The sequence below is a fragment of the Pantoea sp. Fr+CA_20 genome, assembly GCF_024520835.1.
GTDB lineage: Bacteria > Pseudomonadota > Gammaproteobacteria > Enterobacterales > Enterobacteriaceae > Pantoea > Pantoea allii.
Window position 1 is genome coordinate 1 of the sequence record NZ_JALNPN010000022.1, and the last position, 14,875, is coordinate 14,875.

Annotated in this window: 22 protein-coding genes; 2 read left to right on the forward strand and 20 right to left on the reverse strand. The window is 54.5% G+C overall.

What is annotated here, in order from left to right:
- The 11 genes from NR177_RS20135 to NR177_RS20185 all read right to left on the reverse strand — a co-directional run.
- The coding region (locus NR177_RS20135; protein WP_256853482.1) for a phage tail protein at nucleotides 1-679 on the reverse strand (679 nt) is incomplete at its 3' end.
- Nucleotides 676-1,284 carry a phage tail protein I gene (locus NR177_RS20140; protein WP_172897993.1) on the reverse strand — a complete coding sequence of 203 codons (609 nt, stop codon included), beginning with the start codon at nucleotides 1,282-1,284 and terminating at the stop codon, nucleotides 676-678. The genes NR177_RS20135 and NR177_RS20140, both read right to left, overlap by 4 nt.
- Nucleotides 1,277-2,185, reverse strand: coding sequence for a baseplate assembly protein (locus NR177_RS20145; RefSeq protein WP_063877292.1), 909 nt, complete (start codon nucleotides 2,183-2,185; stop codon nucleotides 1,277-1,279). Before NR177_RS20145 ends, NR177_RS20140 begins: the two co-directional genes overlap by 8 nt.
- A gap of 3 nt (nucleotides 2,186-2,188) precedes the next feature.
- Nucleotides 2,189-2,539 carry a GPW/gp25 family protein gene (locus tag NR177_RS20150; protein ID WP_063877293.1) on the reverse strand — a complete coding sequence of 117 codons (351 nt, stop codon included), beginning with the start codon at nucleotides 2,537-2,539 and terminating at the stop codon, nucleotides 2,189-2,191.
- Nucleotides 2,536-3,120, reverse strand: coding sequence for a phage baseplate assembly protein V (locus NR177_RS20155; protein ID WP_256853483.1), 585 nt, complete (start codon nucleotides 3,118-3,120; stop codon nucleotides 2,536-2,538). The genes NR177_RS20150 and NR177_RS20155 overlap by 4 nt, the downstream gene beginning before the upstream one ends.
- Before the next feature lie 92 nt (nucleotides 3,121-3,212).
- Nucleotides 3,213-3,683 carry a phage tail protein gene (locus tag NR177_RS20160; RefSeq protein WP_256853484.1) on the reverse strand — a complete coding sequence of 157 codons (471 nt, stop codon included), beginning with the start codon at nucleotides 3,681-3,683 and terminating at the stop codon, nucleotides 3,213-3,215.
- Nucleotides 3,613-3,888, reverse strand: a complete 276-nt coding sequence (lysC, locus tag NR177_RS20165; protein ID WP_241568272.1) for an Rz1-like lysis system protein LysC — start codon at nucleotides 3,886-3,888, stop codon at nucleotides 3,613-3,615. The genes NR177_RS20160 and lysC overlap by 71 nt, the downstream gene beginning before the upstream one ends.
- On the reverse strand, nucleotides 3,770-4,204 hold the full coding sequence (gene lysB / locus NR177_RS20170) for an Rz-like lysis system protein LysB (RefSeq protein WP_109716882.1): 435 nt from the start codon (nucleotides 4,202-4,204) through the stop codon (nucleotides 3,770-3,772). Before lysB ends, lysC begins: the two co-directional genes overlap by 119 nt.
- Complete coding sequence (locus NR177_RS20175; protein ID WP_109716881.1) at nucleotides 4,201-4,710, reverse strand: lysozyme; 510 nt, start codon at nucleotides 4,708-4,710, stop codon at nucleotides 4,201-4,203. The genes lysB and NR177_RS20175 overlap by 4 nt, the downstream gene beginning before the upstream one ends.
- Nucleotides 4,694-4,918, reverse strand: a complete 225-nt coding sequence (locus NR177_RS20180; protein WP_096011187.1) for an HP1 family phage holin — start codon at nucleotides 4,916-4,918, stop codon at nucleotides 4,694-4,696. The genes NR177_RS20175 and NR177_RS20180 overlap by 17 nt, the downstream gene beginning before the upstream one ends.
- 5 nt (nucleotides 4,919-4,923) lie before the next feature.
- Nucleotides 4,924-5,127, reverse strand: a complete 204-nt coding sequence (locus NR177_RS20185; RefSeq protein ID WP_063877299.1) for a tail protein X — start codon at nucleotides 5,125-5,127, stop codon at nucleotides 4,924-4,926.
- A gap of 382 nt (nucleotides 5,128-5,509) precedes the next feature.
- Here NR177_RS20185 and NR177_RS20190 point away from each other — a divergent pair, with 382 nt between their 5' ends.
- A complete protein-coding gene (locus NR177_RS20190; protein WP_256853485.1) occupies nucleotides 5,510-5,776 on the forward strand; it encodes a hypothetical protein in 267 nt (88 codons plus the stop codon).
- A gap of 72 nt (nucleotides 5,777-5,848) precedes the next feature.
- On the opposite strand, the gene NR177_RS20195 is transcribed toward NR177_RS20190, so the two are convergent.
- From NR177_RS20195 to NR177_RS20215, 5 genes are all read right to left on the reverse strand, one after another.
- Complete coding sequence (locus NR177_RS20195; protein ID WP_254354054.1) at nucleotides 5,849-6,013, reverse strand: hypothetical protein; 165 nt, start codon at nucleotides 6,011-6,013, stop codon at nucleotides 5,849-5,851.
- Between the two features lie 233 nt (nucleotides 6,014-6,246).
- Entirely contained in the window at nucleotides 6,247-8,343 is a 2,097-nt protein-coding gene (locus tag NR177_RS20200; RefSeq protein ID WP_256853486.1) for a replication endonuclease, read from the reverse strand.
- Nucleotides 8,340-8,567, reverse strand: coding sequence for a TraR/DksA family transcriptional regulator (locus NR177_RS20205; RefSeq protein WP_256853487.1), 228 nt, complete (start codon nucleotides 8,565-8,567; stop codon nucleotides 8,340-8,342). The genes NR177_RS20200 and NR177_RS20205 overlap by 4 nt, the downstream gene beginning before the upstream one ends.
- Nucleotides 8,567-8,785: a DUF2732 family protein gene (locus NR177_RS20210; protein WP_063877303.1), complete on the reverse strand. Its 219-nt coding sequence runs from the start codon at nucleotides 8,783-8,785 to the stop codon at nucleotides 8,567-8,569. The genes NR177_RS20205 and NR177_RS20210 overlap by 1 nt, the downstream gene beginning before the upstream one ends.
- Before the next feature lie 68 nt (nucleotides 8,786-8,853).
- Entirely contained in the window at nucleotides 8,854-9,234 is a 381-nt protein-coding gene (locus NR177_RS20215; RefSeq protein WP_096011191.1) for a hypothetical protein, read from the reverse strand.
- A 426-nt stretch (nucleotides 9,235-9,660) separates the two neighbouring features.
- Between NR177_RS20215 and NR177_RS20220 the strand changes: the two genes are divergently transcribed.
- Entirely contained in the window at nucleotides 9,661-10,245 is a 585-nt protein-coding gene (locus NR177_RS20220; RefSeq protein ID WP_063881031.1) for a phage repressor protein CI, read from the forward strand.
- Nucleotides 10,246-10,470: 225 nt separating this feature from the next.
- Here the strand turns inward: NR177_RS20220 and NR177_RS20225 are convergent, their stop codons facing one another.
- From NR177_RS20225 to NR177_RS20240, 4 genes are read right to left on the reverse strand one after another with little or no spacing between them, the layout of a single operon-like run.
- A complete protein-coding gene (locus NR177_RS20225; RefSeq protein ID WP_063877305.1) occupies nucleotides 10,471-11,328 on the reverse strand; it encodes a ketose-bisphosphate aldolase in 858 nt (285 codons plus the stop codon).
- 3 nt (nucleotides 11,329-11,331) lie between these two features.
- Nucleotides 11,332-12,741, reverse strand: coding sequence for a PTS fructose transporter subunit IIC (locus tag NR177_RS20230; protein ID WP_256853488.1), 1,410 nt, complete (start codon nucleotides 12,739-12,741; stop codon nucleotides 11,332-11,334).
- A 21-nt stretch (nucleotides 12,742-12,762) separates the two neighbouring features.
- Nucleotides 12,763-13,236: a PTS sugar transporter subunit IIA gene (locus NR177_RS20235; RefSeq protein WP_096011192.1), complete on the reverse strand. Its 474-nt coding sequence runs from the start codon at nucleotides 13,234-13,236 to the stop codon at nucleotides 12,763-12,765.
- Nucleotides 13,229-14,734, reverse strand: coding sequence for a transcription antiterminator (locus NR177_RS20240; protein ID WP_256853489.1), 1,506 nt, complete (start codon nucleotides 14,732-14,734; stop codon nucleotides 13,229-13,231). The genes NR177_RS20235 and NR177_RS20240 overlap by 8 nt, the downstream gene beginning before the upstream one ends.
- Nucleotides 14,735-14,875: the final 141 nt, after the last annotated feature.

Below are 14,875 nucleotides of genomic sequence, written 5' to 3' on the forward strand. Positions count from 1 at the left end.
CTGATGGTGGTACTTCAGATGGCCAGGGAACCGGCACTCCAACCGGCAAAGCGGAGCCTTCTCCCAAACCGAGGTTTTTAAGAACCTCCGCCACCAGCCCCGCATCTTTAATTTCTGCCAGCGCTTTAGCCGTTTGCAGATACTGGCTATGAGGATTGGCCGCATCGATGTGCTTCTTCATCACGTCGTCAGTGTAGGCTTTCACCTCGATGACGTTGTCATCCACATACTGGCGCGTGGCGAGCACAACCGAAGGATCAATCTTCAACGTGACGGCACTGGTGCTGTTCACAATCAGAATCATGCGCACGGTCTGAGTACGGCCACTGCCTTCCTGCAGCTGTGGCTTGTAGGTTTCCGCGCAGTTCGCAACGGCAACCATTACGCCATCGGCGTCATAGAGACCAATCTCGCGAATCCAGAAGCCGCCTTCGCCTTCAGGGATAATCTGTTCAGCGATAATCTGGCTGCTGTTCGCGGCATCCACCTTCAGTGAATTCAGCGCAGCACGGCGTTTTTCGCCAACCAGTTTGGTCTGCGCAGGGTCCGGCGTTGGCAAAGTGCCGCCGCCATCACCCACCGCCATTTGGGTAATCTGTAGTTGGGTACCCAGGGCTGCAGCATTGGCCAGCTTTGCCGCGCCCTGATTGGTCAGTAGGGCAAAATATTTCGTTGTCATGCTCTCACTTCCGTCAGGTCAATAAGATGGACCGCTGCGCCGGTGTAACCGGAACCGCCTGCGGTGATAACTTCAGGTGTATAGGGATAAACGGTTAGCTCGTCGCCGCTGTAGCTGGCAACCGCTACGGGTACAGTCCCCGTAGAATCCAGATTGATGGACAGGCCAATCAAATGACGGCTGACCGGTTTGGCATCAGCAATCAGCCGTTCCAGCTCGTTGTACATCGCTTCGGTAATGCCGTTGTCCAGCACGCCGACATCAATGCGAAAGGTGCCGGGCGCTTCATTGGTTTGCCACCATTCTTTAATGCGAATCAGATAGCCAAGCGGCTCCACCACACGGCGCAAAGAGCCAATGGTCCCTTTGTGTTTATGGATGTATTCCGATGCAGCCACCACGCTGCGTTTGGTACTTTCGCTCCAGCCTGAATCCCAACGATCCACCGACCAGGCCCATGCCAGATAAGGCAGTAGCTCTACCGGACAGGTCTGTGCATTCCATAATCTGCGCAGCGGAACCGGGATGGACTCCAGCACTGCGCAGGCTTCAGCCGCGGCAACTTCCAGAGCTGATGAACCCGTTGGCAGCAGGCGTTTACTCATCGGACCCTCCTACCGTGATCTGGTAGCCGGTGCAGAACGCGGCCTGAGTTTTATCCAGCACCACATCGGCCACCGGCTGAGCCAGTTCGACGCGCTGCACGCCTTCAACATGCAGCGCGGCATACAGCGCAGACTTGCGAATATCGCGCCCTAAACGTGCCTGGGTGTTCACGAATGCCTGCAGTTTTGCCTCTGAAGCGGCACGAATAGGTTCGGCTTCTGGCCCCGGATAGAGGTACAGCGTGGCCTCGACGCGGTAATCCACAATCTGTGCCGACTGCACGGTGACCCGATCGGCAACCGGACGAACATCTTCCTCATTCAGCGCGGCATCCACGATCGCCAGCAGGTCCGTGCCCGCCGTGCCATTACCTTCGCGGGACAGCACCGTAACGGTGACGCTGGCCGGGGAGGGACTGATAGCAGAAGCATCCGCCACGCGCCCGTCAGCGCTGCGTGCATGAAATTCATAGGCACCCGATGGGCCCGCGACGCTCAGCCCTTCAAACGCGGCGGCAATGCGGGCGCGAAAATCTTCATCCCGCTCCATCACCGCCTCCACAGGCGGCGTAACTGTGTTATCTGCCGGCGTCAGTACCAGGCGAAGTACGCCGTTGTTGGCACCCAACTGGTCCAGATCGCTGCCACTGGCCCAGGCAACCATCACCGCCTTGGCCGCTTCGTTAACGCGCTGGCGCAGGATGATCTCCCGGTAAGCATTCTCCTGCAGGAGTTTCACCAGCGGGTCGGACTCCAGCGCCAGCACCCGGGCAACCGACGCCTGCTCATCTGCAGGGTAGAGCGAAATCAAGGTGGCTTTGCGTTCGGCAAGCAGCGTTTCATAGTCCAGCGTTTCCACCACGGTTGGCGCAGGCAGCTGGCTCAGATCGATAGTAGGCATGATTCAACTCACAGGGACGGTTAACGAAAAATCCTGCGCGGTGTCCGCACGGTTGCCGGTGATTTCCACCACCATTCCGCCGTCAAACGCAGATTCAAAATTAATGGCAGTCAGGCTGATGCGCGGCTCCCACTGCAGAATCGCCATATAACAGGCCGACATGATTTGCAGGCGCAACCGGTCGTTCTGCGGCTGGTCGATCAGCGCCGACAGCAGTGAACCGTAGTTACGGCGCATCACCCGCGATCCCAGCGGCGTCGTCAGAATGTCACGCACAGACTGGCGGACATGTTCAAGTTCAACCAGTGTCATGCCCGTTTCGCGGCTCATGCCGGTGTAGCGTGCTGTCGTCATAATGGCGCTCCTGTGGTACCACCGCTGTCGCCCGGATGTTGATGCGTATGCAGCACTTTGCCGTTGGAGGCGAAGCTGCCGCCGCTGTGCGACACATCGCCCTTCATGGTGCCGCCCTGTGTGACTTCCAGCGTGGCGGTTTTAAGTAACGTGGTGCACTCCACCTCTGGCGTATCCAGCAGGATTTTGACGGCCGCTTTAATGGTCGCCGTCTGAATCCCTTCGGCTTTCAGGGCGCCGGTTGCAGGCTCATACTCAATGACCGCGCCATCGGGAAAGGAATAGTGCAGCGCATCTGCCGAGGCCGAGGGTGCCGGGCTGGCGTCAGAGAACACGCCGGGTAACACAAAGCCGCTGTTCAGCTCGCCACCCAGACTCATGATCAACACCTGCTCGCCCACCGAGGGTGCATTCCACGAACGGGTTTTTCCCGCCCGGGCACTCAGCCAGTGCAGCCAGTTGGTGGTGTTGTCTCCGGTTTTTACCCGGCAGGTTCCCTCCTCCAGATTGATGGCGGCGACGGTGCCAATGCGGACCATATTGCGCAGCAAGCGCTTGATTTCTAATATTTGCTCATTCATGGCGTTAGTTTCACGTTGCGAGAGAAAAGCAGCAATCGAATGCCGTTTGCTCAAAGATGACTAAACAGCGCGTCAGCTGATAACGGTTGGCGCTATGACGTCCATTCACTGACCAGCTTGCCTTTGATATAGAGCTGCCAGGGCCGCTCTACATTTTCTGGCAGCGCAGGTTCCGGCAAATGAGTGATGTGTAACGCGTCATTCTGCTGCTCAACCCAGACGCGTTCGGTCAGTTGCAGAGTGATATTCACCCTGTTACGCCCTTCTTCCATCGCATCGAGGGTGAAGGTAAAGCCGGTGAGACGCTTCTCATCAGAAACCATGATGTCGGGCTGATTTTCCCGAAGCCATGTCAGCAGCGGAACCATGATCAGATCGATATCATCGGCGTAGTGCGTAATGGTGACAGCCAGCTGGAAGTGGTATTCAAACGACAGCGAGCTGGCTAAGGTGGAAACCAGGTTTCCGGACTGAATCGCTATATTCAGGTTGTCAGGATTTTGCTGTAGCAGCGGAACGCTGTTTATCAGCACCTGGCGTAGTTGGGTCACTTTCAACATCATGCTGCTCCTGGCACGCTTTAATCATCTCTACCTGCAACCCGCACGATGCGAGCGCAGCCTCTAACTGGCGGTTATCCGCCGCCAAATCACCCTGCGTTTGCAGGTTGTTCTCCGGAATGGGGCAACTTGTCACGCGTGGACAACCAGTCCAGATAATCTCGGGCATTGCTGAAGGCGGGACGGCTGTGCAGCCGGATAACGTCAGCAGGCAAAGCAGCAGCGCTCCAGGCACGTAAAGCGGGATTGGCATCGGTTTCTCTTCTGATGGTTGTTTCTCGATGGAGCGCCTGCGCGCTGGCCTGGTTTTGTTGCAGACGCAACGCCGCCTCACGTTTTCGGGTGGCTTGCATATCTGCATTGAGCTGAGCCAGTGCGGTGTCCCGCCGGCTAATGTCGGCGGCTAACGTACTGACCCTGTGCTGTGCCTCATCCCGTTGATGAGTCATGACGCTGAGCCGCCAGCCCGTTAACACCAGGGCGCTAAGCAACAGAGCGATCGCCGCTGCAACCAGTCGCATCATGCCGCTCCTTGTAAACACCAGGCCATTTCACGCTGGCGGCGGTTATCCAGGCCCGGGTTGTAAGTCCCTTTGACATACACCCACCGCTTAAGCTGCAGACAGGCGTCGTGCCAGCGCCCGCTGTTGATCAATCCCGCCAGCGTTGAGTTACAGGCCGCGCGCACGCCCACGTTAAAACCAAATGACACCACCGCGTCGTAGACCTGGGGCGGCATTTCACGCGTCATGCACTGGTCGATGCCGCGCTCAACGCGCATGACGTCATAGACCAGATTCACGGCGGCCTGGCGCTCGTTCACCACGCTGGTCGGGGTAACGCCCTGCGTATGACCAATCCCGTTGGTCCAGACGCCAGCGCTGCATTGATAAGGCGAGGTGCGGCAGCCTTCTGCATCGGCAATCAGCCTCAGGCCAGCGTCAGAGGTTTTCAGCATCTTGATTTGCGGTACCAACGCGGCCATGGCCAGCACGGCCGCGACCGCACAACGCTTAGCGGTCTGGCTCAAAACTTAACCCCTTTAGGTTGCGCTGTTGTAGCTCGAAGGTTTTGCGACGGTAGTACCAGTTGATAAAAAACGTCGCGACATTGGTGCACATGGTCAAAACGGCGACGCCAGAGCCAACCATAAAGGCGATATCCTGCGGTGTGTGACGACCAAACCACATCAGGACAATCCCGATGAGGTAATTAATCAGAGAACTGATTTTTTCCATTGGCACTAATCCCACAGATTGAGGGTCTCACCGGTGGCCGCCTGAGGCAGCTCCGGTAACACCACCTTGCATCCGTGCGGTAACGTTGGGCCGTTTTCTGCCAGGCCGGGATTGGCGGCATAAACCTGTTCAACCGCCTGCTGCGTGCGTCCGTAGTAACGCCAGCAGATCTCATCGACGGTGTCTTCCTGTCGTGCGTAAATCAGCATTGATTGGCCCCTTATGAGCGTAAAAGCCGTGGTCGAATGGGTGATAAATCAAGCGCATCCGCTGTAGGCGGTGCCGGGCTTCAAAGGCCGGATCGGGTCTGCGAAAACCTGTCTTAAGCATTGAATCGTCAGGCCACAAAACGCCCGATAAATGCCACTACCGGATAACCCGAGCGGTGCCATAAACGTGGGGGATTTGCTCAGCGCGGCCTGTAAGGTTTTTCACGCCTGCCGTCGCCGGCACTTGTCAGGAGTAGTGTGTGCTTCGGCAGCCCCTTGCTCAACGCAAGGCCGTCCGCTCAAGGCTGGGTGGGCAGGACGTGGAGGGAATGGCTGGATAACCCAGCTGAAAGGCGGAAAAAGGCCGGGATGCGGTGAACACATGAGCGATGACCCGCAACGATCGAATGCGGTCAACAGGCAGAGGAAAGTCTGCCGTGATAAAAGGCAGGGCAAATCGGGAACAAAAAAGCAGAGCGACAGGGAGCCGGCGAACGCGAAGAAGAAGCGGCAGCAATCAATGGATGAGGCAGCGCATAAAGGCAAACGGCCGGGCAAGATGGCTTTTCTGTGGGTGACAGCACTGGGTATGAAAAGGGCGATGCGCGGTGGGACATTCCAGGCCGGCGTGGCGGTTGCCCGCGCCTGAACCCTCTCTTCCGTTGAGATGGCTCAGGCGACGGGCAACCCTGCTGATGTCACAGTGAAAACGTCGCCGTCATTATTTTTTTAAAGGCGTAGCCGAGAAGACAACAGAAAAGTGGTTATCGGAAAGGGTGTAGTTAGCAGCGATTTCGGCGATCAAATTTAACGCTATTTCCCTGTCTCGTTCCCGGCAGGCTCCTTCGCTGGTGAGCCTGGCGATAAGTTCAACGCGTTCAAGCATGACTCGCTCATGTAATTCATTTCCCACAATTCCCTCCCCCAAAATAAACACTGTACATACATACAGTAGCATAGCATTCATTAACTGTGGAAGCGTTTTAAGATAGTTCGTAAAAAATTATATCGTGTTGATAGGAATCAACTTTTATCCGACCACCTGGCAGACAGGTTGGTGCCTGCTCCTGCCAGAAGCGTAAGAAAAATCAATAGATTTTCTTCATTTACCCCGTAATTCTACGGAATTTTCACCCCTCTTTTTTCGTCAGGTCCCGGCTGAGGCAAAATCCTGCACAATGGCTGAACCGCCGGTAAAGCATCGCTTCCGTCACTGAGTAAACGCGTGCCGCTGACAGGTGCAGACGTGGACCGACAGCTTAGCCAGGGGTGCCCTCCTCCTTTTTTCTCTCCACGCCGGTCGTCTGTGCGCGGCGCCTCAGATAACGGGCGACGGAAGAAGAGGCGGTCTGCGGGGTCCGTACAGTTATTAACAGAACTCCAAGACAACAACGCGGAATGCGATTTTTCGCCGTCTTCTTCTTCAGCACGTTTGGGCACCAGCTTCCAGGTTTTCAGCCGGGTCAAAATGGGCGTGTCGATGCCGACAGCCGTGGCATAGACGCCCTTAATTGACTGGGTTTCTTCACCAAAGGCATTGCAGATCTCGGCGGGCTGATACCAGGTGCGCACCGCAAGCGCATCGCGTTTCACAAAAGGACCGCCCTGTGCATGAATATATTCCGCCCATTGCCCGGCATCAGCCGCATCATGCACCGCCGCAAATTCCACGCTCAGGCCATGCGCGGTGTCACTGTCTGCCAGACGGCGCAGCTCACGATAAACCGTTACGGGCGCGCCACCGATAAACTGAAACTGACGGATGTGCCAGCGCGCCGCCCATGCTGACACCGCCATCGCCGTCTCCTTCAGGGGTTTACCGCTCTCGTTATCCAGCTCGCCGTCCAGCGCATAGCCATCAATATTCTTGGAGACGTATTTGGCAACGTAACCGGTCGCGCTCCCTTTCGCCGGATCGATCGCCTCCACATGAAACCGCGCTTTGCGTGCCTTTGCGCTGGTCAGTTCATCGCTGTCCTGCTGGCAGGCGTAATGGCGCACGATCTCGTCTACGCGAGCGACGTGCTCAGGGCGCATAAACATCAGCATGTGCCAGTGAGGCGTGCCATCGTGATGCGGCTCCGCAACGCGCAACCCAAAAATACCGATATTTTCCCGGTGCAGTTTGGCGCGCACTTTCTGCCAGAGCGTACAGAGATAGCGCTGTGTTTCTGCCGGGCTGGCCCCCTGCCATTTATGATTACGGTGGCCGCTCTGTAAGGTGGCGTGATAGCAAGACGGCGCGGTTAAGGTATAGAAGCCAGCCCGGAAGCCCATCTCCTGACAAATCGTTTCGAAGCCCCGGATGCGCGTCATCAGTTCAGCACGGCGAATGGCCGGATTGGCGACGCTGCCGTCATATTTTTCGATCAGGCTGATGCGATTGCCCTCTTCATCTTCAAGATCCATCCCCTGAAGGAAATCACGCGTGCGCCGACGCTGCTCGCGCCATTCCGCCACCGCCATCGGACTGGCGTAAGGCGAGTGCTTTTTGTTGACGTTCGCCAGCGCGATATGCAGATGTTCACGCCAGAAGGCACTGATTCGACGCAGTTGCCCTTTCCACCATTTTTCCGCCTGCATACGCAGAATGGCCGAGGTCACGTCTTCAGGGCAGAATACGCGGGCACTGACGGTTTCCCACAACGGCGGCATCTGGCCCAGTTCACGGGTAATCACCGCCGCCGTCATATACAGACGGTGGGTATAACGGTAATCGGTTTCAGCGCTGGCCTGGGAATGCAGTTGCACCAGCTCGGCATGAATAAAACGGGCGATATCGCCCGCCAGCAAATCGGTGTCGGCACGGGACATATCCGGCAGGCGATTAAACCGTTTCATCAGCTCCCACAGCGTGCCCGCGGCTCTGGCGGCGCCTTGCTGGCAGGACAGGCTGCGGGCTAACTGGGCGACAACGCCTGGCCGCATATCATGCAGTTGATAACGTCGGTTCACAGACTCAACGCGTGGCAATGTGCGCTCAACAAAGGTTTTTGCTAAGTAAGCATTGGCCCGGGCTGTGCCCTGCTGCTGTTCCAGACTGGCGAGACGGCGTTTGACGTCCAGTTGCACAATCCGGGCCTGGGCAGCGAGGCTTTTCTGACCCTGCAGCCACGCCGCTATCTGGCGATTGCGGTGCTGCTGCTGGTCATGGGTAGGATACGGGCTGGCGATTGCCAGCCGCGGGGCGTTCCATGGGTAAGCGAACGACATCATCGTACATGCCCGAAATGAAGGCGCGGTCTTAACTCGCTGAGTTCCTGACAAGGCAGGCAGCGGGTTACGCCCTGGAGCGCGCGACGACGCGCTTCAGGAATCGGCGCATCGCACTCTTCACAGAACGAGGCACCGATCGCCACAGGACGTTGCGTAACCTGAGCAATATGCTCCGCCAGAATCTCTTCGCTGCGCTGCTGCGCAATATCAATCGCATCCGCCATCAGCGCATCTCACCTGATTCATTTTCATAACGTTCAGCCTCAGATCGCAACAGCTCTGCGGCTTCAATGCCGTTTAACGTCTGCCGCGTAATATGCGATGCCATGGCGCTTAACCGCTTAGCCACCGCCAATGCACAGGCTTTACGCTCGTTATCGAGCAGTTTGTTCAGAGTAAAGTGGCTCACGTTGTTCATTGAATGTGTCTCGCTATTCATCATGTCTCTCTCCAGATTTTGGGCAAAGCAATGCCCGACGGGTTTACGTCATTGAGTGGTGGGTGATTTATTTATTCAGTCAGAAAGCAGTCAGCCGTGGAGAACTGACGCGGCAACCTGTTTCCCCAGCGCGCCAGCTTGTTCATCGCAATAATGATGTGCTCACGGCGTGCCTGGTCGAAATACTGGAAGGGCTTGCCAATCTCCTCCCGCCTGAACATGCCCGGACAGTCGCGGTTAGCCAGGGTTAATACGCAAAATTTAAAGTCGTCATGTTGATGATTGAAATAACGAAGCGATGGATTTCGGTTGTTATCGCGCAGCAAGCGCCAGCGCTGACGGAACTCATCAAACGTCATTTTTTCGCCGTGACTGGGGTGATCCGCCGTGAAACCCTCCTGAGCATTCAGAGCGGCAGGTGACTCACTTATGACCTGGACGGTGCGGTTCATAGGCTCCTCCGATAAACGTTGCATCTGCTGTTGATGACAAATCAATGTCATCGACGAGGTGACTGTCGCCTGTGATGGGCGGCGGCTTCGCGCCTGTCTCATCCATCACGTTTGTTAAGCATTAAGCGAAACGACAGCGTTCTGCTCAGCGCGATTCATCCCGCTTCTTAAACTGCGCATTTCCGCTGCAACAGCGGCCTGAGCGCGGTTCTTCTGAGTAAAACGTCCTTTTACGCGGCATTCGGCCTGTCCTGACTGCGTTAACCCTGTGTCTCAGTGTGGCGATAAGGTTCTGGCATGATGATTGTAAAAATGAGCCTCATCAGGCAAAATCCTTCGTTATCAGATACAGCCGCACCCTGTCACATCATTCAAAGGCTAACTTAAACCGGAGGATACTTAGACTAAATCTAAGTGTCAATGAAAATGAGCGTTTATACTAATTTCAAATTTCCGAACTCGAGCGCAGAAGCTCTGGATCGCGTCGTCGATGCCTATGGCTTTACCATGAAAATGCAGCTTGCAGATCACCTTGGAATTGCGGCAAGTAGCCTGTCTGCGCGCTATAAACGTGATGTTTTTCCGTCAGATATCGTTTTACAGTGCGTGATGGAAACCGGTGCAGATTTGCAGTGGCTGATTACGGGCAAAGGCTCAAAATTCTCGGAAAGCAAACCTGATACGCCGACGCTGGTTAGAAAAAAGCTAATCAGCGGAAAAATCGAGGAAGCAGGCTATGTGATGCTGGATAAAGCGTTATACGCGCCGCTGAAGCAGGAGCCGCGTAATGCTTTTTTACTGTTAGCGGAAACCACCCAATACATCATTGATACCGATTTTGAAGATATGCATGACGGCGTCTGGTTGGTTGAAATTGAAGGGACCGCCAGCGTCAGGACGCTGACGCGCATTCCGGTCAGGAAAGTGCACGTCAGCGGGATAGGCGTGGCATTTGATTGCGGAATTGATGACATCAGGCTTATTGGGCGCGTCGTTCTGACGATTCAGTAAACCGGCTTATTGCGACCTGCAACGTCTTATCACTGTCAACGCGTTGCCGACAGAATGCGACACCACGCGGGCCGCCCGTCCATAAAAAACAGCTATCCGTTCACGGCTGCCAGAACGAACAGCCGCCCGCGCAGCGGCTGCTTGATCACCGCTTGCGTTTGCTGCGCCTGGGACAATACAAGTGTTAACCACCGCCTGCGCATCCAGAGCGACAAGCGTTAACGGTTAATACAGCCCGGCTTTCCCCACAGAAGAGAAAAGCCGCATCTTGTGCTCCACCACGGCTTTGGCCGCCGCCATTGGACGGACGTACAGCGCGCTGGGCTCATGCCCGTTTGACTGCAACTCTTCCTGTAGCGCGACGTAAAACGCCTTTTTCATATCGCTGGAGATATTGATTTTCCCCACGCCATACTTAATCGACTCCGCGACCTCGCTGTCTTTGTTACCCGAGCCACCGTGCAGGACCAGCGGAATCGTCAGCCGCTGCCTGATGGCTTTAAGACGGTCAATATCCAGTACCGGCTGTTTACCGACAGGATACAAACCATGTGAGGTGCCAATGGCCACGGCCAGCGTATCTACTCCGGTTTCTCTGGCAAACCGCTCCGCCTGGTCGGGATCGGTGTAAAGAATTTCACTGTGCCCCCCTTCCGCGCTCCCCTCTGCCACGCCAATCGTACCCAGCTCGGCTTCTACCGAGACGTTAACTTTGTGGGCAATGGCGGTGATATCACGCGTCAGGGCGATATTCTCTTCAAACGGCAGGCCGGAAGCATCGATCATCACCGAGGTATAGCCGGTGCGGATGGCGGTTAAGATATGCTCCAGCGTCTGGCCGTGATCCTGATGGATAACCACCGGTACAGAGGCGTTAACAGCCAGCTCTCTCAGATAGGTGATAAAACTGTCACCGACAAAAGCGTGCTCTTCGGGATGCACTTCCAGGATGACGGGAGATTGCAGGGATTCCGCCACCTCAATCACCAGCCGGGCAAACTCAGCGGAGGCGATGTTAAAGGCACCGACGCCAAATTGATTGTCCTGTGCCACCTTCAGTAACGCTTTCATATTAATCAACATAATTCACTCCTGCGGTAAATGTTGCGGATGATCTTTCTTAATCACTCTGAGGATCAGTGCGGTAAACAGCGCACCGGCGAGAATGGCAAACAGATAGCCTGTGACGTGCGTAATGACGTTGGGTATGAACATCACGAAGATCCCGCCGTGGGGCGCGCGGGAAGCACAACCGAGCATCATCGACAGTGCCCCGGCCAGTCCCGAGCCGGCAACGATGGCAGGAATAACGCGTAGCGGATCAGCGACCGCATACGGAATGGCACCTTCGGTGATAAAAGAGAGGCCGAGCACATAGGTCACCTTGCCGGTTTCGCGCTCCTGAGGGCTGAATTTCTTTTTAAAAAGCGTGGTGGCAAGGGCAATACCCAACGGAGGAACCATGCCTGCGGCCATACATGCCGCAATGGGCTCGTAGATTCCCGTCGACATCAAACCAATCGCGAACATACAGACGGTTTTGTTGAGCGGCCCGCCCATATCGAAAGCCACCATCATCCCGATAAGCAATCCGAAGATAGCCGCATTGGCATTTCCCATATCGGTCAGAAAAGCAGTCAGACTCTGCAACAGCAGCTTGATGGGTTGGCCGACCACCAGAATCATCAGCGCACCGGTCAGGAACACGCTCAACAGGGGCACAATCAGAATGGGTTTGAGTCCGGCAATGGCGGTGGGCAGGTTAATGTACTTCACCACCAACAGCGTGATATAGCCGGCCATAAAGCCCGCCAGTAACGCACCCAGAAAACCCGATCCGGTGTGAATGGCCAACATGCCGCCCACCGCGCCCGAAACAATGCCCATGTTGCCGCTAATCGACTTGCTGATACCCAATGAAAGAATCGGCAGCATTAACGCAAAGGCGGCACCGCCGCCAATATCGGCCAGCATTTTTGCTATCGGGTTATAACGGGGATCGCCAGGCGTTGCCGCGGTAATACCGAAAGAGAAACTCAGGGCAATTAAAATACCGCCCGCGACAACAAAAGGAATCATCAGGTTTACACCTGTGATCAGATGTACATAGATGCTCGACAGGGTCGTTTTTTTGTCTTTTTCCCTGCCCTGTGAGGTCGCGTCTTGTGGCGTGACGGTGCAGATTTCTCCGGTTAAGGCACCCGACAAAATATCGTCCAGCAACCCAGCGGCATCTCTGGCCGCGCGGGTAACCGATACGGTAATAATGCTTTTACCGATAAAGCGGGAGCGATCAATCATTTTATCCGCGGCAATAAGAACAATATCGGCACGTTTAATATCGTCTTCCGTAAAAATATAGTCGCTCTCAACGGCACCCTGTGTTTCAACAAGGATCGTGATTCCTTTTTTCTCGGCGCTCTTTTTTAAATTGGCTTCCGCCAGATAGGTGTGTGCTACGCCTGTGGGACAGGCGGTAATCGCAATAATATTCATTATTTTCTCCCGGTGAAAGGCTTACCCCTGGGTGTTATTGACTAATAAATTAAACAACTCCTCTTTCGTTTCTGCGTTTAGTAATGCCTCGACGACATCATCATCGCCAAGCGCAATAGAAATTTTTGCCAGCAGTTTTATATGCCCGGCGCCGCTGTCCGCTTCTTTCACCGCAAACAGAATCACCAGCCTGACGGCTGAATCGTCCATGGTTTCCCACTCAACGGGAGAGGCCAGTTTGGCTACCGCTATTCGGGTTTCATTGACCCACGGTGATTTCCCATGCGGAATCGCGATTTGATTTTCGAATCCGGTGGAGCCTAATGCTTCACGTAGCATGACATCGTGAATAAAACCGTCTTTATTGCTGATAATATTTAATTCACACAGGCTTGCCGTTAATTTCTCAATAACCTCGTCTTTATTTTTGGCCTCAAGATTCATAAATACACAGGCCTGATTTAACAGATCGGCCACTACGATTTTATTATGCATCCGTTCCTCCGTTACCATGACTGTCTTTATTAAGGCACTCCATCACCCGTAAAATGTCTCTGTTTGAAAACAGGGCAGAAACATAGGCAACGGGATGTTCAGTCTCTTCAAGCCTGATGGTCGAAATAATTAAGTCGCACCTGGCTTTCTTAATCGCCTCATTCAGACGGGCACCCGGCACAATGTCGACGATCTCCCATTCCGGAAAGGCGCGGCTGATTCGGCTGGAAAGCAGCTGAGATGTGCCAATGCCACTGGAACACACCAGCATGACGCGTTTCGTCGCATGACACTTTTCTAACGCGTTCTGGATATAAATGGTCAGATAGGCAATCTCATCATCGGACGCCGTTGGCAGCCCCCACTGTTGATTAAGCTGGAATGCGGCCTGTTTGACGACGTTAAACACCGCGGCAAACTCTTTACGTATCTCATCCAGCAATGGGTTGTGAATAACAATGCGGTAGGCCAGACGATTAAGCATGGGCTTCACATGTGACACCAACGCATTAAGCAGCACGCTGTCGCTGCAAATATTCTTTTTTAATAAAGAAGACAGCCGCGTTGTTAAGGTGGTGGCGTAGTTCACGGCGTCTTCGTCATAGTGCGTTGAGGGTTGGAAACCGGCGCTAAACGGATGCCGACCAGACGAAATGAGATATTGATAAATGTAATGCACCTCTACTGGCGCGAAGGAGACCGCGTATTTTTCCTCAAGCCATCTGACCGCTTGCCGGGCGACTGACCATTCCTGATTGTTATAACCTGTCATGTCCGAATCCGTCGGCGTCGGTGGCGTGCCGTTAAGCGCCCTTTTTATCGTCACCAGTAGATGGGAAAACAGGTTGGTATAATAGGGTTCGCTGATTGAGCAGTGCAGCGCTTCTTCTATATAAGTGATGAGGTTAATACAGCAGGCCACATTGTCACTGCCAAATTCCTCCACCAGCTGAACACGCGAAAAACGATCGATGCGACTGTCGGCGACAGGGTAATCGCTCATCACGCTGAAGGTAATAATCTCTTTCAGCGCCAGACGAATATCCCGATCGCTGCCGGTAATACAGGTTCCGCTATGGCTTCGGGTAATGCTCAGTGAAAAGGGCGTTAACCAGACCTCAATTTTTCTTAAATCCGCCACGATGGAAGAGCGGCTGATAAAATATTTTTCCGCTAAGGCGCTCAGCGTTAGCGGTAATGGAGAACAGGTAAGCAGGTCTGTTGTGATGGCTACCAGCCTTTTATTCTTCAACAAACCTTTTACCTCTTCCCCATGCAGATCCACAGGCAGGGCAAAACCATTTTCCAGTAACAATCCCAGGCCGGGCTTACTGAGGATACGACTCTCCTTGTCGGTAAAATAGTGATTGACCGCATCCACGTCGCGCCGCAACGTACTGGCTGAAACGTTCAATGTCTGGGCAATATCCGTTGCAGAGCGCCATTCGCCCTGAGAAGCTAAAAGATTAATTAACGCCTTTTGTCTTTTGGTTAGCACGTTGACTCCCGGCTTCGCTAGATGGTCCAGATGCTCGGTCATTACCGTTATATCTGCCTTGTTCCGGTAGAGAAATACCAAACCCTGGCGTTGATATGACCATAATAGTGAACAGCATGCTGCTAACCCGGTTCCATTCAT

Bases quoted from the DNA above. Each gene is read 5' to 3' on its own strand.
- NR177_RS20160 (WP_256853484.1), bottom strand. From the start codon at position 3,683: ATGATGTTGAAAGTGACCCAACTACGCCAGGTGCTGATAAACAGCGTT.
- NR177_RS20235 (WP_096011192.1), bottom strand. From the start codon at position 13,236: ATGCATAATAAAATCGTAGTGGCCGATCTGTTAAATCAGGCCTGTGTA.
- NR177_RS20200 (WP_256853486.1), bottom strand. From the start codon at position 8,343: ATGATGTCGTTCGCTTACCCATGGAACGCCCCGCGGCTGGCAATCGCC.
- NR177_RS20215 (WP_096011191.1), bottom strand. From the start codon at position 9,234: ATGAACCGCACCGTCCAGGTCATAAGTGAGTCACCTGCCGCTCTGAAT.
- NR177_RS20210 (WP_063877303.1), bottom strand. From the start codon at position 8,785: ATGATGAATAGCGAGACACATTCAATGAACAACGTGAGCCACTTTACT.
- NR177_RS20220 (WP_063881031.1), top strand. From the start codon at position 9,661: ATGAGCGTTTATACTAATTTCAAATTTCCGAACTCGAGCGCAGAAGCT.
- lysB (WP_109716882.1), bottom strand. From the start codon at position 4,204: ATGATGCGACTGGTTGCAGCGGCGATCGCTCTGTTGCTTAGCGCCCTG.
- NR177_RS20140 (WP_172897993.1), bottom strand. From the start codon at position 1,284: ATGAGTAAACGCCTGCTGCCAACGGGTTCATCAGCTCTGGAAGTTGCC.
- NR177_RS20190 (WP_256853485.1), top strand. From the start codon at position 5,510: ATGAGCGATGACCCGCAACGATCGAATGCGGTCAACAGGCAGAGGAAA.
- NR177_RS20225 (WP_063877305.1), bottom strand. From the start codon at position 11,328: ATGTTGATTAATATGAAAGCGTTACTGAAGGTGGCACAGGACAATCAA.
- NR177_RS20185 (WP_063877299.1), bottom strand. From the start codon at position 5,127: ATGCTGATTTACGCACGACAGGAAGACACCGTCGATGAGATCTGCTGG.
- NR177_RS20205 (WP_256853487.1), bottom strand. From the start codon at position 8,567: ATGGCGGATGCGATTGATATTGCGCAGCAGCGCAGCGAAGAGATTCTG.
- NR177_RS20180 (WP_096011187.1), bottom strand. From the start codon at position 4,918: ATGGAAAAAATCAGTTCTCTGATTAATTACCTCATCGGGATTGTCCTG.
- NR177_RS20155 (WP_256853483.1), bottom strand. From the start codon at position 3,120: ATGAATGAGCAAATATTAGAAATCAAGCGCTTGCTGCGCAATATGGTC.
- NR177_RS20195 (WP_254354054.1), bottom strand. From the start codon at position 6,013: ATGCTTGAACGCGTTGAACTTATCGCCAGGCTCACCAGCGAAGGAGCC.
- NR177_RS20150 (WP_063877293.1), bottom strand. From the start codon at position 2,539: ATGACGACAGCACGCTACACCGGCATGAGCCGCGAAACGGGCATGACA.
- NR177_RS20145 (WP_063877292.1), bottom strand. From the start codon at position 2,185: ATGCCTACTATCGATCTGAGCCAGCTGCCTGCGCCAACCGTGGTGGAA.
- NR177_RS20230 (WP_256853488.1), bottom strand. From the start codon at position 12,741: ATGAATATTATTGCGATTACCGCCTGTCCCACAGGCGTAGCACACACC.